Source organism: Shewanella sedimentimangrovi (assembly GCF_017354965.1).
GTDB lineage: Bacteria > Pseudomonadota > Gammaproteobacteria > Enterobacterales > Shewanellaceae > Shewanella > Shewanella cyperi.
In genome coordinates this window covers 2,781,913-2,795,920 of sequence record NZ_CP071502.1, presented here as the reverse complement: position 1 = coordinate 2,795,920, position 14,008 = coordinate 2,781,913, and the positions used below count along the sequence as shown (strand labels likewise).

Annotated in this window: 14 protein-coding genes; all 14 read left to right on the top strand. The window is 53.8% G+C overall.

Going from position 1 to position 14,008, the window contains the following annotated elements:
• Positions 1–47: 47 nt before the first annotated feature.
• The 14 genes from flgE to fliS all read left to right on the top strand — a co-directional run bounded on the left by flgE (position 48) and on the right by fliS (position 13,915).
• Positions 48–1,433 carry a flagellar hook protein FlgE gene (gene flgE / locus JYB85_RS12190; protein ID WP_207379521.1) on the top strand — a complete coding sequence of 462 codons (1,386 nt, stop codon included), beginning with the start codon at positions 48–50 and terminating at the stop codon, positions 1,431–1,433.
• A gap of 168 nt (positions 1,434–1,601) precedes the next feature.
• Complete coding sequence (flgF, locus tag JYB85_RS12185) at positions 1,602–2,345, top strand: flagellar basal-body rod protein FlgF (protein ID WP_207379520.1); 744 nt, start codon at positions 1,602–1,604, stop codon at positions 2,343–2,345.
• A 14-nt stretch (positions 2,346–2,359) separates the two neighbouring features.
• Positions 2,360–3,148, top strand: coding sequence for a flagellar basal-body rod protein FlgG (gene flgG / locus JYB85_RS12180; protein ID WP_207379519.1), 789 nt, complete (start codon positions 2,360–2,362; stop codon positions 3,146–3,148).
• Between the two features lie 12 nt (positions 3,149–3,160).
• A complete protein-coding gene (gene flgH, locus JYB85_RS12175) occupies positions 3,161–3,835 on the top strand; it encodes a flagellar basal body L-ring protein FlgH (RefSeq protein WP_207379518.1) in 675 nt (224 codons plus the stop codon).
• An 11-nt stretch (positions 3,836–3,846) separates the two neighbouring features.
• Positions 3,847–4,938, top strand: coding sequence for a flagellar basal body P-ring protein FlgI (locus JYB85_RS12170; RefSeq protein ID WP_207379517.1), 1,092 nt, complete (start codon positions 3,847–3,849; stop codon positions 4,936–4,938).
• Positions 4,939–4,966: 28 nt separating this feature from the next.
• Positions 4,967–6,076 carry a flagellar assembly peptidoglycan hydrolase FlgJ gene (flgJ, locus tag JYB85_RS12165; protein ID WP_207379516.1) on the top strand — a complete coding sequence of 370 codons (1,110 nt, stop codon included), beginning with the start codon at positions 4,967–4,969 and terminating at the stop codon, positions 6,074–6,076.
• A 33-nt stretch (positions 6,077–6,109) separates the two neighbouring features.
• A complete protein-coding gene (flgK, locus tag JYB85_RS12160) occupies positions 6,110–8,026 on the top strand; it encodes a flagellar hook-associated protein FlgK (protein ID WP_207379515.1) in 1,917 nt (638 codons plus the stop codon).
• 12 nt (positions 8,027–8,038) lie between these two features.
• Entirely contained in the window at positions 8,039–9,250 is a 1,212-nt protein-coding gene (gene flgL / locus JYB85_RS12155; protein WP_207379514.1) for a flagellar hook-associated protein FlgL, read from the top strand.
• A gap of 93 nt (positions 9,251–9,343) precedes the next feature.
• On the top strand, positions 9,344–10,165 hold the full coding sequence (locus tag JYB85_RS12150; RefSeq protein WP_207379513.1) for a flagellin N-terminal helical domain-containing protein: 822 nt from the start codon (positions 9,344–9,346) through the stop codon (positions 10,163–10,165).
• A 267-nt stretch (positions 10,166–10,432) separates the two neighbouring features.
• Positions 10,433–11,251 (top strand): flagellin N-terminal helical domain-containing protein, encoded by an 819-nt coding sequence (locus JYB85_RS12145; protein ID WP_207379512.1) that lies wholly within the window; start codon positions 10,433–10,435, stop codon positions 11,249–11,251.
• A gap of 122 nt (positions 11,252–11,373) precedes the next feature.
• Complete coding sequence (locus JYB85_RS12140; RefSeq protein ID WP_207379511.1) at positions 11,374–11,766, top strand: flagellar protein FlaG; 393 nt, start codon at positions 11,374–11,376, stop codon at positions 11,764–11,766.
• A 29-nt stretch (positions 11,767–11,795) separates the two neighbouring features.
• Positions 11,796–13,163: a flagellar filament capping protein FliD gene (fliD, locus tag JYB85_RS12135; RefSeq protein ID WP_207379510.1), complete on the top strand. Its 1,368-nt coding sequence runs from the start codon at positions 11,796–11,798 to the stop codon at positions 13,161–13,163.
• A 14-nt stretch (positions 13,164–13,177) separates the two neighbouring features.
• Positions 13,178–13,498 carry a flagella biosynthesis chaperone for FliD, FliT gene (locus JYB85_RS12130; protein WP_207379509.1) on the top strand — a complete coding sequence of 107 codons (321 nt, stop codon included), beginning with the start codon at positions 13,178–13,180 and terminating at the stop codon, positions 13,496–13,498.
• A gap of 6 nt (positions 13,499–13,504) precedes the next feature.
• Positions 13,505–13,915, top strand: a complete 411-nt coding sequence (gene fliS / locus JYB85_RS12125; protein WP_207379508.1) for a flagellar export chaperone FliS — start codon at positions 13,505–13,507, stop codon at positions 13,913–13,915.
• Positions 13,916–14,008: the final 93 nt, after the last annotated feature.

The window sequence follows — 14,008 nt, the reverse complement described above, 5'->3', positions numbered from 1 at the left end:
TGGATTCGGGTCAAGGCCCGGGATGAACAGCTTAATAGAGGTGAATTATGTCTTTTAATATTGCACTCAGTGGTATCGCGGCGGCGCAAAAAGATCTCAATACCACGGCCAACAACATTGCCAACGTCAACACCACGGGCTTCAAGGAGTCCCGTGCCGAGTTTGCCGATGTGTATGCCAACTCCATTTTCTCCAACAGCAAGACCACAGTGGGCGGCGGTGTGACCACCACCCAGGTGGCCCAGCAATTCCATCAGGGCAGTTTGCTGTTTACCAGTAACGCGTTGGACATGGCCATCAGTGGAGGTGGTTTCTTCGTGACCGCCTCTACAGCCGGCTCCCAGGATTATTCCTTCACCCGCGCCGGTGCCTTCAAGGTTGACGCCAATAACTTTATGGTGGATTCCGCCGGTAACTTCCTGCAGACCTTCCCGGTAGACAAGGACGGTAACTCCACTTCTGTGAGTTTGACCACCACCAGGCCGGTGCAGATCCCCGATACCGCAGGCAGTCCTGTGATGACGGAAAACGTCGGTATCCAGATGAACCTCAATGCCGGCGAGAAAGCTAAGGACCCTGCGGCCTTTAATCCGGATGATTCGGATAGTTACAATAACTCCACTTCGGTCACCATATATGACTCCCTCGGTGAGCCCCATATTCTGACCACCTATTTTGTGCGCCCTGAGAACGGTGCCTATACCGGGGTGAACAACTGGGTAACTTTTTATGCCCTCGATGGCCAGCAGGTGGATCTGGGCGGTGCCGCCGGTACCTATAACACCGACTCAGATGGTGACGGTGCGCCCGATGACCTCAATGGTGATGGTGTCCTTGATACCACCCTGGCCCAGACCGCAGGTGGCTGGCGCGGTGCGGTGATAAGCTTCGATTCCGCCGGCGCCTACACCGGCAGTAATCCGGCGGTGATCACTACCGAGGCCCTGGGGGTGTCGGGAGCAAGTGTGCTCGGCCCCGGTGCCGATGGTGCCCAAACTTTGACCATCACTTATGGTAATCCGACCCAATATGCCTCGGCGTTTGAGGTGACCGAACTGACCCAGGACGGTACCACGGTAGGACGTCTGACCAACGTGGAAGTGGGCGCCGATGGTTTGGTTAACGCCAGTTACTCCAACGGTTCGACCGTGCCTTTGGCTCGGGTGGCACTGGTGCGCTTTGCCAACGAGCAGGGTCTGACCCAGGTGGGCAACACCTCCTGGAAAGAGAGTCTGGCCTCGGGCCCGGCCCTGGCCGGTGAAGCCAACAGCGGCACCTTCGGCAGCATTCGTTCCTCGGCCCTGGAGCAATCCAACGTGGACCTGACCACAGAGCTGGTGGACCTGATTTCGGCCCAGCGTAACTTCCAGGCCAACTCCCGTACCCTGGAAGTGAACAATACCCTGCAGCAGACAGTACTGCAGATCCGTTAATCCCCAAGCTAAGCGTTGCCGCCCCGGCGGCAGCGCTTTTCCGCCCAGGTGGCATACCTGGAATATTCCCCAATCTTTTCCTTCGCTTAATATTAAACACCATTGCTCAATTTTTTGGCATAACTTTTGCTTTTCTTTAGCTATGCAAAAAGTTTGACGGAGCAGCCGGTGGATAAACTTCTCTACATAGCCATGAGTGGTGCCAAGCAGAACATGAATGCGCTGGCATTGCGGGCCAACAATTTGGCCAACGCCAATACCGACGGCTTCAAGGCCGATCTGGAGCAATCCAGGGCCATGCAGGCCTTTGGTGAAGGTTTGCCGACCCGGGTGTTTTCGATGACCGAAAGTCCCCAGGCCAATTTCAGCGCCGGTCCCCTAAAAACCACGGGACGGGATCTGGACGTGGCGGTCAAGGGGGATGGCTGGATTGCGGTGCAGGCGGAGGATGGCAGTGAGGCCTATACCCGCTCCGGCAGCCTGAGTTTTGACGCCAACGGTCAGCTGCTCAACGCCTCCGGTAACCCCATCATGGGTGACACGGGGCCCATAGTGTTGCCGTTGCCCATCGATAAGGTGGAGATAGCCCAGGATGGCACCATCACTGTCCGTCCCCAGGGGGCAACCGCCGAAGTCATCGAAGAGGTGGGCCGCATCAAGTTGGTCAACCCCGGTAACGGCCAATTAATGCGTGGCGCCGATGGTCTGTTCCGTCTTGTTTCGGGTAACAGTGCCGCAGCGGCTCCCGAGGTGACTCTGGAAAGCCGGGCCGTTGAAGGCAGCAACGTCAACGCAGTACATGAAATGGTGTCTCTGATTGATATTCAACGTCAGTTTGAGATGCAGGTAAAAATGATGAAGACCGCGGAAGAGAACGACAAGGCTTCCGCGGCCCTGATGCGCATTAGCTAACAGGAGATTGGATTATGCATCCCGCGTTATGGATCAGTAAAACTGGCTTAGATGCCCAGCAAACCGATATCGCCGTGATATCCAACAACGTGGCTAACGCCAGTACCGTTGGTTACAAGAAGAGCCGTGCCGTTTTTGAGGACCTGCTCTATCAAACGGTTAACCAGGCCGGTGGCATCAGTGCCTCCAACAACAAGCTGCCCAACGGTTTGAACATAGGTGCCGGTACCAAGGTGGTATCGACCCAGAAAATGTTTACCCAGGGCAATATGTTGACCACGGACAACTCGCTGGACCTGATGATTGAAGGTCCGGGGTTCTTCGAGGTGCAAATGCCCGACGGCACCACGGCCTATACCCGCAACGGTCAGTTCACCCTGGATGATGCCGGACAGATAGTGACCTCGGGTTCAGGTTATGTGCTGCAACCGGCCATCACCATCCCGGATGATGCCATCAGCATTACCGTGTCCCAGGAGGGCGAGGTGTCGGTGAAGACACCGGGCACCGCCGAAAACCAGGTGGTGGGTCAGCTGACCATGTCTGATTTTATCAACCCCTCGGGCCTCGACCCCATGGGCCAGAACCTGTACCTGGAAACCGGCGCCAGCGGTACTCCCATTCAGGGGACTGCATCGCTGGATGGCATGGGCGCCATTCGCCAGGGGGCACTGGAAACCTCCAACGTCAACGTGACCGAGGAACTGGTGAATCTGATCGAAAGCCAGCGGATTTACGAGATGAACTCAAAAGTGATTTCCGCCGTGGATCAAATGCTGTCCTACGTGAACCAGAACCTCTGAGGAGTCTGCATCATGGTTAAGTACCTGATTTTGGTTGCTGTTGTGCTGCTTAGCGGTTGTGCCAGCACGGAACAGAAACCGATCCCGGACGATCCTTTCTATGCGCCCGTGTATCCGGAGCCGCCACTGACCCAGCTGGAGCCGACCGGTTCCATTTACCAGGATGCCCAGGCTGCCAGCCTGTATTCAGACATTCGTGCCCACAGGGTGGGCGACATCATCACTGTGGTGTTGACCGAATCGACCCAAGCCAAGAAAAGCGCCAACAACGAGATTAAAAAGAGTTCGGACATCTCGGTGAACCCGCTGTACGCCGGCGGCAAAAACGCCACCATCAACGGTATTCCTTTGGATTTTGGTGCCAGTGACAGTGCCGACACCAGCCGTGAAGCGGGTGCCGATCAAAGCAACAGCCTCAAGGGCAATATCTCCGCCAATGTGATGCAGGTGCTCAATAACGGCAACCTGGTGATCCGCGGCGAGAAGTGGATCACCATCAACAACGGTGACGAGTTTATCCGGGTGACCGGCATAGTCAGGGCCCAGGATATTCGCCCGGACAACACCATTGATTCCACTCGCGTGGCCAATGCCCGCATCCAGTACAGTGGCACAGGGGCCTTTGCCGATTCCCAGAAAGTGGGCTGGCTCAGCCGCTTCTTCCTCAGTGACTGGTGGCCCTTCTAAGGAGAATCACGATGAAATTCAAGATGATTATGGCCACAGCCCTGTTGGTGTTATCACCTTTGTCACAGGCCGAGCGCATCAAGGACATAGCCAATGTCCAAGGGGTCCGCAGTAACCAGTTGATAGGTTATGGTCTGGTGGTCGGTTTGCCCGGCACGGGGGAGAAGACCAGCTACACAGAGCAGACCTTCAAAACCATGCTGAAAAACTTCGGCGTGAACCTGCCGGACAATGTGAAGCCCAAGATTAAAAACGTCGCCGTGGTCGCTGTGCACGCCGATATGCCTCCTTTTATCAAGCCCGGCCAAACCTTGGATGTGACAGTGTCCAGTCTGGGGGAAGCCAAGAGTCTGCGCGGTGGCACCTTGCTGCAAACCTTCCTCAAGGGGGTAGACGGCAATGTTTACGCCATCGCCCAGGGCAGTTTGGTGGTCAGCGGCTTCAGCGCCGAGGGCCTTGACGGCTCCAAGGTGATCCAGAATACCCCCACTGTCGGTCGTATACCCAACGGTGCCCTGGTGGAACGCAGCGTGGTGAGCCCCTTTGCCACAGGTGATTACCTGACCTTTAACCTGCGCAGCGCCGATTTCTCCACCGCCAAACGTCTGGCGGATGCGATCAATGAACTGCTGGGCCCCGATATGGCCCGTGCCCTTGATGGTTCCTCGGTACAGGTCAGTGCGCCCCGGGATCCGTCCCAGCGGGTGTCATTTCTGGCGACCTTGGAAAATATCGAGGTGGAGCCTGCCGATGAAAGCGCCAAGGTCATAGTCAACTCCCGCACCGGCACCATAGTGGTGGGGCAGAAGGTCAAATTATTGCCGGCCGCGGTAACCCATGGCGGGCTGACAGTGACCATTGCCGAGTCCGCCCAGGTGTCGCAACCCAATGCCCTGGCGGGCGGCGATACCGTGGTGACCGCTCAGAGCACTGTCGATGCTGCCGAGTCCAATAACCGCATGTTTATGTTTGACCCTGGCACCACCCTGGATGAGCTGGTGCGGGCGGTCAATCTGGTGGGGGCCGCGCCTTCGGATGTGCTGGCAATACTCGAAGCGTTAAAGATGGCAGGCGCTTTGCATGGTGAGCTTATCGTTATCTGATTTTTGGCACTGAGGCTGGCAGACGATTATGGAAAAGCTTGCAAACGCATCTCACTTTCTGGACCTGGGGGGCTTGGACTCCCTGCGCGCCAGCGCCCAGAAAGATGAGAAGGCCGCCCTGAAAGAGGTGGCCAAGCAATTTGAGGGCATCTTTGTACAGATGCTGCTCAAAAGCATGCGTGATGCCAATGCCGTATTCGAGTCAGACAATCCGATGAACAGCCAGTACACCAAGTTCTACGAGCAGATGCGTGATCAGCAGCTGTCGGTGGACTTGTCGAACAAGGGCATGTTGGGACTGGCCGATCTTATGGTGCAGCAACTGTCCCCCAAGGACAGCCCCATTACTCCAGCGTCGATGGCCGCGGCCAAGGGAAGAACCGATGTCGTCGGTGAAAACCGTGCTGCTGAAAGGCCTTTGCACAGTGATGCCCACGACCTTAATGCGCCTGTTCGTCAGGCTCATCACGCCAATCCGATGGTGTCTGTGCCTTTCACTGCGCAGCAACCGCTTCCCGAAGCCAGCGTGTTGATGGGGCAGGCCCCGCGTCTGGACAGCCCCTTTGAGCGGGTCTTGACCGGTAAGGTCACCGCCACCGAGCAGCTGCAGGTTGAACGTGAGATTGCCCGTGAGAATGTGCAGTTTGGTGAACGCAGTGAGTTTGTCAGCGTGCTTTACCCCCATGCGCAAAAAGCGGCCAAGGCCCTGGGAACTACTCCGGAAGTACTGCTGGCACAATCGGCGCTGGAAACCGGCTGGGGGCAGAAAATGGCCCGCCGCGGTGATGGCACCGGCAGCAATAACCTGTTCAATATCAAGGCCGACAGCCGTTGGCAGGGTGAGCGCACCAGCGTCAATACCCTGGAATTCGAACAGGGCGTGGCGGTAAGACAAAAATCCGATTTCAGGGTCTACGACACTCTAGAGCAAAGTTTCAGCGACTTTGTCGCCTTTATTCAGGGCGGCGATCGTTATCAGGGCGCCCGGCAGCAGGCAGCGCGGCCCCAGGAGTTTATCCAGGGGCTGCAAAACGCCGGTTATGCCACCGATCCCCAATATGCCGACAAGGTCATGCGGGTGATGCAATCGGTTACCGCCGAACTCAAGGCCCTGGCCATTGGGGGCCGTAATGAATAACCACACCAGAGTCAACGCCGGGAGTAAGCCAGCATGACAATCGATCTTCTGAATATTGCCCGTACCGGTGTGATGGCATCCCAGTCACAGCTGGGGGTCACAGGCAACAACATAGCTAACGTCAATACCGAGGGCTATCACAGGCAGGTGGTGAATCAAACTACCTATGAATCACAGCGGCTGGGTAACAGCTTTTATGGCACTGGCGCCTACGTGGCCAGCGTCAAGCGGGTTTATAACGAATATGCTGCCCGCGAATTGCGTCTGGGGGTGACTGCCCAGGCCGAGGCACAAACCAGTTACAACAAGATGAGTGAGCTGGATCAGCTGTTTTCCCAGGTTGGCCAGGCCATCCCCAACAGCCTGAACGACCTCTTTGCCGGCATTAACAATCTGGCGGATTTACCCGCTGATTTGGGGATCCGCGGCTCAGTGTTGACCTCGGCCTCCCAAATGGCAGCCTCGGTCAACCAGATGCAGGCGCAACTGCACGGGCAGATGACACAAACCAATGATCAGATTGAGGCCATCACCGACAGGATCAACGAGATCAGCAAGGAGCTGGCAAATATCAATCAGGAGTTGATGAAAACCGGCGGCGCCGATAACCAGTTACTGGACAAACAGGATGCACTGATCAACGAATTGAGCGAGTTCGCCCAGGTTAATGTGATCCCGCTGGAAACCGGTGCCAAGAGCATCATGCTGGGCGGGGCCGTGATGTTGGTGTCGGGCGAAGTGGCCATGACCATGGGCACCAGTGTCGGCGATCCTTATCCCGATGAACTCAAGCTCAGCGCCACCTCGGGGTTCCAGTCGCTGAACATCAATCCGTCACGCCTCGGCGGTCAGCTTGGTGCGCTCTATGATTTTCGGGACAACAACCTGATCCCCGCCGGCAATGAATTGGGCCAATTGGCTCTCGGCATCGCCGATGCTTTCAACACGGCCCAGGCCCAAGGCTTCGATATGAACGGCAATGTGGGTCAGGATCTGTTTTTGGAAATCAACGATCCGCTGATGTCCAACGGCAGGGTGGGGGAGTTCTCTACCAACGCCGGCAGTGCCAATTTGCGCGTCAATATCGATGATGTGCAGGCGCTGACCGGCAGCGCCTATGAGTTAACCTTCACGGCTCCTGGAACCTATGAGCTGAAGGATTTGGACAGCGGCAACATCACACCACTGACCTTGAGTGGCACAGAGCTGTCCGGTGGTGCGGGTTTCAGTATCCATTTGGATTCGGGTGCCTTTGCCGATGGCGACAGGTTTGAAATCCGTCCCACGGCCGGTGCTGCCGCCGGGCTGCAGGTGGTGATGACAGATCCCAAAGGTATTGCCGCCGCAGCCCCCAAGATTACCGCTGCCAGTGGCAACTCGGGTAACACCCAAGTGCAGATCACCGCCATTACCGATCGCAGCGCCGCCAATTTCCCGGGATATGGCAGTGAGTTGACCTTCAGCATCAATACCGCTGCCAATACCTATGATGTTACCGCGGCCGATGGCACCGCGCTGGCGACCGGTGTGTCTTATACGCCCCCGTCTATCAGCGCCTTTGGCTTCACCATGGATGTGAGCTCCACTGCCGCAGCGACCGACAGTTTCACCCTGGATCTCAGTTTTGCCCCTGGTGATAACAGCAACGCCATCGCCATGGCCAAGCTCAGTGACAGCAAATTGATGAACGGGGGCAAGTCTACCCTGGTGGATGTGTTTGAAAATACCAAGCAGGACGTGGGCTCACATACCAAGGCTGCCGAGGTCAGGGTAGGTTCGGCCGATGCCATCTATCAGCAGGCATTCAGTCGGATGGAGAGCGAGTCCGGCGTCAATCTGGATGAAGAGGCGGCCAATTTGTTGCGCTTCCAGCAGTCCTATCAAGCCTCTGCGCGGATCATGCAAACCGCCCAGCAAATTTTTGACACCTTGTTCAGCTCGGTTCGTTAGGAGTAAATGGTCATGCGAATTTCTACTGCTCAGATGTTTTCCCAGACCACCACCAGCATTTTGCAAAAGCAGACTGCGGCGGCCAAGAGCCTTGATCAACTTTCCAGCGGCAAAAAGATCAGTACTTCTGGAGAGGATCCCGTGGCGGCGCTGGCGATTGATAATCTGCGTCAGGAAAACGCCCTGGTTGAGCAATATATGAAGAACATCGATTACGCCACCAATAGGCTTGGGCTTGCCGAAAGCAGTCTGGGGGGCGCCGAGGATGTTGCTTTTTCTGCCCGAGATCTGATCTTGCGGGCAGCCAATGGCGCGCTTACCGACAATGAGCGGCAAACCATTGCCGATGAATTGCAGAGCAATTTGGATCAGTTGCTGGCGATAGCCAATAGCCAGGATGAATCAGGAAGCTTCTTGTTTGCCGGTTTCAATAATGAAACCCAACCTTTCGCCTTCAACAACAGCGGCGACATGGTGTATCAGGGGGATGCCGGAGTGCGTCAGGCCCTGGTGGCCAGAGGCGTGTCTGTGGGCTCCAATATTCCCGGCGATCTGGCTTTTATGCAGGCCCCCAATGCCATGGGTGATTACAGCGTCAACTATTTGACCGGTCAGCAGGGCGACTTTCGGGTGACCTCGGCCAGCATAGCCAATACCGGTGCCTATACGGCCGAATCGCCCGATACTTACGGCTTCGCGTTTTCTGATAACGGTGCCGGCGGCATAGCCGTTCAGATCACTGGCGGATCCGGCACCACCTGGAATATCGACCCCGTCGATCCCGCAGCGCCGCTCAGTTTCAACGGCCTGGAGGTCAGGTTGAGTGCGGTGCCGGCGGCCGGTGACAGTTTCAGCCTGGAGCCTCAGTCAGAAGTCAGCATTTTTGACTCCATGAGCCAGGCCATTAGCCTGATGCGGGATGAAGCCCGTTTCACCTCGTTAACAGGGAAGGCTGAGTTGGCACAGATATTGAATAACTATGACAGTGGTTTAGAGCAGTTAGGTAACGCCAGAGGTTTGGCGGGGAATGGCCTCAAGAGCCTCGAAAGCAATGACGCCAATCATGCGGAATTGCAGCTGGTAAACAGTTCGGCCTTGTCGCTGCTTGAAGACCTGGATTATGCGTCTGCGATTTCGGAATTTGAAAAGCAACAGCTTGCACTGAACGCGGTCTCAAACGTATTTGGCAAAGTGAATGGGACTTCTTTGTTTGATTACATCTAGCTTAAAAGTCAATCACTTAATTTAGAGCGTTAATTTATTAAAAGTTAGCCAAGCTCCACGTCTTGGCGGAAACACTAGGAAGAGGAACTCACTATGGCTATTACAGTTAATACCAACGTCACCTCCATGAAGGCCCAGAAAAACCTGAACATGTCCAGTCGTGATTTGGCCACCTCCATGGAACGCTTATCATCCGGTTTGCGCATCAACAGCGCCAAGGATGACGCCGCCGGTTTGGCGATCTCCAACCGCTTGAACAGTCAGGTTCGCGGCTTGGAAGTCGGTATGCGCAACGCCAACGATGCAATATCTCTTGCACAAATTGCCGAAGGTGCGATGCAGGAGCAGACCAATATGCTGCAGCGTATGCGTGATCTGACCATTCAGTCTGAAAACGGTGCCAACAGCACCGACGATTTGGTTGCGCTTAAAGCAGAAATGGATCAACTGGCCCTGGAAATTACCGCGATTGGTAACAGCACTGCATTTGGTAATACCAAACTGATGACTGGAGCCTTTTCAGCTGGCAAGGTTTTCCAGGTAGGTCATCAAAATGGCGAGGATGTGACAGTTACCATCAATACCAATAATGCGACCAGTTTGTCTGTTAATGCGCTAGCCAACGCGACTTCGGCCAACCGCAGTACCGCTTTGACCCAAATAGATGCAGCTATCAAGAAAATCGATAGTCAGCGTGCAAGCCTTGGTGCGATACAAAACCGTCTGGCACACAATATCAGCAACAGCGCCAATACCCAGGCCAACGTCGCCGATGCCAAGAGCCGGATTGTGGATGTGGATTTTGCCAAAGAGACCTCGGTGATGACCAAAAACCAGGTGCTGCAGCAAACCGGTTCAGCCATGCTTGCGCAGGCCAATCAACTGCCTCAGGTTGCCCTGTCTCTGCTTGGCTAATCCTTTTCATCGGATTCGGATGCGGCATTGTCTGCGCCTTTGGTATACTCGAAAGTGTGCCGGGGGAGCAGGCAGGCCGCTCTGCTTTTTTATGGAGGACTTGGTGTAGGTGTTTGAGAAATAATCAATTTTAAAAAAATTGATTATTTTTTAAAAAAAGATCTAAAGGAAAGAATGGCCGTGCCGTTATATAGGTTGTAACGAGTATGACCCGCCTGGCTGTAGAAGACAGGCAGTCTCCAGCCAGGTAAATATGAGGAATCAATCATGGCCATTACAGTAAACACTAACGTAACTTCCCTGAAGGCACAGAAAAACCTGAACTCCTCTGCGTCGGGTCTGGCCACTTCAATGGAACGTCTGTCCAGCGGTCTGCGCATCAACAGCGCCAAAGATGACGCTGCCGGTCTGGCGATCTCCAACCGTCTGAACAGCCAGGTTCGTGGTCTGGAAGTTGGTATGCGCAACGCCAACGATGCTATCTCCATCGCTCAGATTGCCGAAGGCGCGATGCAAGAGCAGACCAACATGCTGCAGCGTATGCGTGACCTGACCATCCAGTCCGAAAACGGTGCCAACAGTACCGATGACTTGACTGCACTGAAAGCTGAAATGGACCAGCTGGCTTTGGAAATCACCGCGATTGGTAACACAACTGCGTTCGGTGGTACCAAACTCCTGGCCGGCGGTTTCTCTGCGGGTAAAAACTTCCAGGTTGGTCACCAAAATGGTGAGGATGTAACTGTAACCGTTAAGACTACCAACGCCACATCATTGTCTGTGGCGGCGCTGACCAACGATACCTCGGCTAACCGCAGCACTGCTTTGACCAAAATTGACGCGGCCATTAAGACCATTGATAGTCAGCGTGCAAGCCTTGGTGCGATACAAAACCGTCTGGCACACAACATCAGCAACAGCGCCAACACCCAGGCGAACGTTTCAGATGCCAAGAGCCGTATCGTGGATGTGGATTTTGCCAAAGAAACCTCCACTATGACCAAGAACCAAGTGTTGCAGCAAACCGGTTCGGCCATGCTGGCCCAAGCCAACCAGCTGCCACAAGTGGCACTGTCCCTGCTGTAAGCTGAGACAGTTCCTGGTTAGGCTTGAGGGAGGTTCGGCAACGGATCTCCCTTTGCCACATCTGGAAAGCTGGCTTTTTAATCGCATCTGAGAGACAGTCAAAGCAGGCGGTGAGGTGAATCATGGATATTACTATTTCAGGCAATAGCACTCCACAAGGCGCTAAAATAGAAGTTGGTACCCTGCCAACGAAAGCGGCGGTTCGGGACGCCGAGCTAACCCGGGAATCTCTGATTCAGGCCGTTGATGAGGCTGACAATACTCAGGCAACCGCCAAGGAAGGTGAGCAGAGCCCGGAACAACTGGAGCAGGTTGCGGCTGAAATGACAGACATGATGTCGCTGATGCGTAAGGGCTTGGCGTTCAAAGTGGATGACAAATTAGGCATGCCTGTTGTCAGCGTCATGGATATTGATTCAGGTGATTTGATCCGCCAGATCCCCAGTGAAGAGGCGCTGGAATTAGCGCGGAAAATGTCTGAAGTGACAGGCGTTTTGATGAAGACCGAAGCTTAAAACAACTTTGTTTAGATTGAGAGGTAACTATGGCATTAACAGCGACCGGGATAGGCTCCAACCTGCCCATCAATGACATAGTCTCGGCCATAGTGAATGCCGAGAAGGCGCCCAAGGAAGCTTTGTTTGCCCGCAATGAGCAAACCATTGAGGCCAAAGTGTCTGCCATGGGAACACTCAAGAGCGAGTTGTCCAAATTTCAGGACGCGTTGAAGAAATTGCAAACCGGGGACAATCTTAATCTACGTAAGATCAGTACCGGAGACAGCATCTACTTTAAGGCGACCGCCGATAAGACTGCCCAAAGCGGTTCATACGGTATTAAAGTTGAGCAGCTGGCGACCAAACACAAGGTCGGAGGTGCATATACCACAGATGCCAGCCAGACAGTGGGTGAAGGACGACTGGACTTCACTGTTAATGGTAACGGTTTCGGTGTAGACATTGCGGCGACGGACTCATTGAGTGCCATAGCCAGTAAAATCAACGATGCATCCGACAATGTGGGAGTGACCGCTACTATTGTCACCAGTGATGCCGGCAGCCGTTTGGTGCTGACCTCCAATACCGAGGGGACAGACAGTCAGATAAGCGTGACTGCGACCGACACCAGCGGCACAGGCCTCAATGACATGTTCAATGGCGCCAATCTGACCGAGCTGCAGCCTGCGGCTAATTCCATCATTTACATAGATGGCGACAAGGTGACCTCACAAACCAATGAGGTCAAGGATGCCATTGCCGGTGTGACCCTCAGTCTGACAGATGCCGATGTTAACAAAACCAGTACCCTGACCATTGAACAGGATACGGATGCGGTCAAAAGCAATATCAAAGAATTTGTTGATGCCTATAACTCCCTGATGAGTTCAATCGACAAACTGTCTTCCTATGATGCAGACACCAAAAAAGCTGCCGCATTGCAGGGGGACTCAATGATCCGTGGATTGGAATCCCAACTGCGTAGCATGATCAGTGAACGGGTGGACATTGGCGGTGGGGAAACACTTGCCCTGTATGATATGGGCATTAAAACCGACCGCTATGGCAAACTTTCTATCGACGATACTAAGCTCGATAGCGCTATAAAAAATGACATGGGTAAGATAGAGGGGTTGTTTTCTACAACCGATACCGGTCTGGCCAATCGTCTTGAAAGCCTGGCTAATGGTTACGTCAAATCAGGTGGTTTAATCCAAGGGCGTAATAACTCTTACACCAGCGATAAGCAGCGTATTGCCGATCAGAAAGAAGCATTTACCCTGAAAATGGAGCAACTGGAAGCAAGATTGTACAAACAGTTCAATCATATGGATCTGGTTGTTGCCAGTTTGAATCAGCAGTCATCAGGCTTGGCCGATAGGTTAAACTCTTTGCCCGGTGTCGTTAGGGAGTAAGATAGGGGAAACTTTTGCAAGCATTGGATGAATTGAACAGTCAACTGGATCGCCTCCTTGCTGCTGTTGAGCAAATTGCAGCTGCAGATGAAAAATCAGATGACTTGGTATCAGAATTGCAGGTTAAGGTTGAGGAGCGTCAACTTTTACTCGCTGAACTGCTCGCCGATGAGTCCATGGATGACAGAAACTATCTTGAACATCAATTGATGTTGAGCAATAGCTTCACCCAAAGGGCACTGGCTATACAATCTCAGAGGCTATCTCTGCTGCAGGCGGGAAATAAAAGCAAACGACAGCTCGATGTATATAAGTCAATTGATGCGGATAGGTAGGTACTTATGAGAGGGTCACTGCAATCATATCGTAAAGTTTCGCTGGAAAGCGAAATTGCCGTTGCGTCCCCACACAGGATTATTCAAATGATGTTTGCCGGGGCGCTGGAGCGTTTGGCCCAGAGCCGCTACGCCATAGAGCAAAATGATATTACTAATAAGGGGATATACATTGGCAAGGCGATTGGCATTATTACCGGACTCAGTAATAGCCTGAACATGGAGGCCGGCGGTCAAATTGCGACAAACCTGCATGATTTGTATGACTTCATGCTGCGCAGAGTATCCGAAGCCAATCTCAATAATGATGTGCAGGCCATTGATGATGTTATGGAAATACTGCGTACCATTAAGGAAGGCTGGGATGCTATTCCGCAGGATAAACATCACATTAGCTCACATTCTGAAGCGGTTTGATTCCTGTGTGTTTTTTCATCACAAAAAGGCGCCCTGAGAGCGCCTTTTTTGACTAACGACAAAAAATTGACTAAATCGCCAAATTCAGCAAGA

Bases quoted from the DNA above. Each gene is read 5' to 3' on its own strand.
- flgJ (WP_207379516.1), top strand. From the start codon at position 4,967: ATGGAAAAGCTTGCAAACGCATCTCACTTTCTGGACCTGGGGGGCTTG.
- fliS (WP_207379508.1), top strand. From the start codon at position 13,505: ATGAGAGGGTCACTGCAATCATATCGTAAAGTTTCGCTGGAAAGCGAA.
- flgE (WP_207379521.1), top strand. From the start codon at position 48: ATGTCTTTTAATATTGCACTCAGTGGTATCGCGGCGGCGCAAAAAGAT.
- JYB85_RS12140 (WP_207379511.1), top strand. From the start codon at position 11,374: ATGGATATTACTATTTCAGGCAATAGCACTCCACAAGGCGCTAAAATA.
- flgG (WP_207379519.1), top strand. From the start codon at position 2,360: ATGCATCCCGCGTTATGGATCAGTAAAACTGGCTTAGATGCCCAGCAA.
- flgK (WP_207379515.1), top strand. From the start codon at position 6,110: ATGACAATCGATCTTCTGAATATTGCCCGTACCGGTGTGATGGCATCC.
- flgL (WP_207379514.1), top strand. From the start codon at position 8,039: ATGCGAATTTCTACTGCTCAGATGTTTTCCCAGACCACCACCAGCATT.
- flgH (WP_207379518.1), top strand. From the start codon at position 3,161: ATGGTTAAGTACCTGATTTTGGTTGCTGTTGTGCTGCTTAGCGGTTGT.
- JYB85_RS12145 (WP_207379512.1), top strand. From the start codon at position 10,433: ATGGCCATTACAGTAAACACTAACGTAACTTCCCTGAAGGCACAGAAA.
- JYB85_RS12150 (WP_207379513.1), top strand. From the start codon at position 9,344: ATGGCTATTACAGTTAATACCAACGTCACCTCCATGAAGGCCCAGAAA.
- JYB85_RS12170 (WP_207379517.1), top strand. From the start codon at position 3,847: ATGAAATTCAAGATGATTATGGCCACAGCCCTGTTGGTGTTATCACCT.
- fliD (WP_207379510.1), top strand. From the start codon at position 11,796: ATGGCATTAACAGCGACCGGGATAGGCTCCAACCTGCCCATCAATGAC.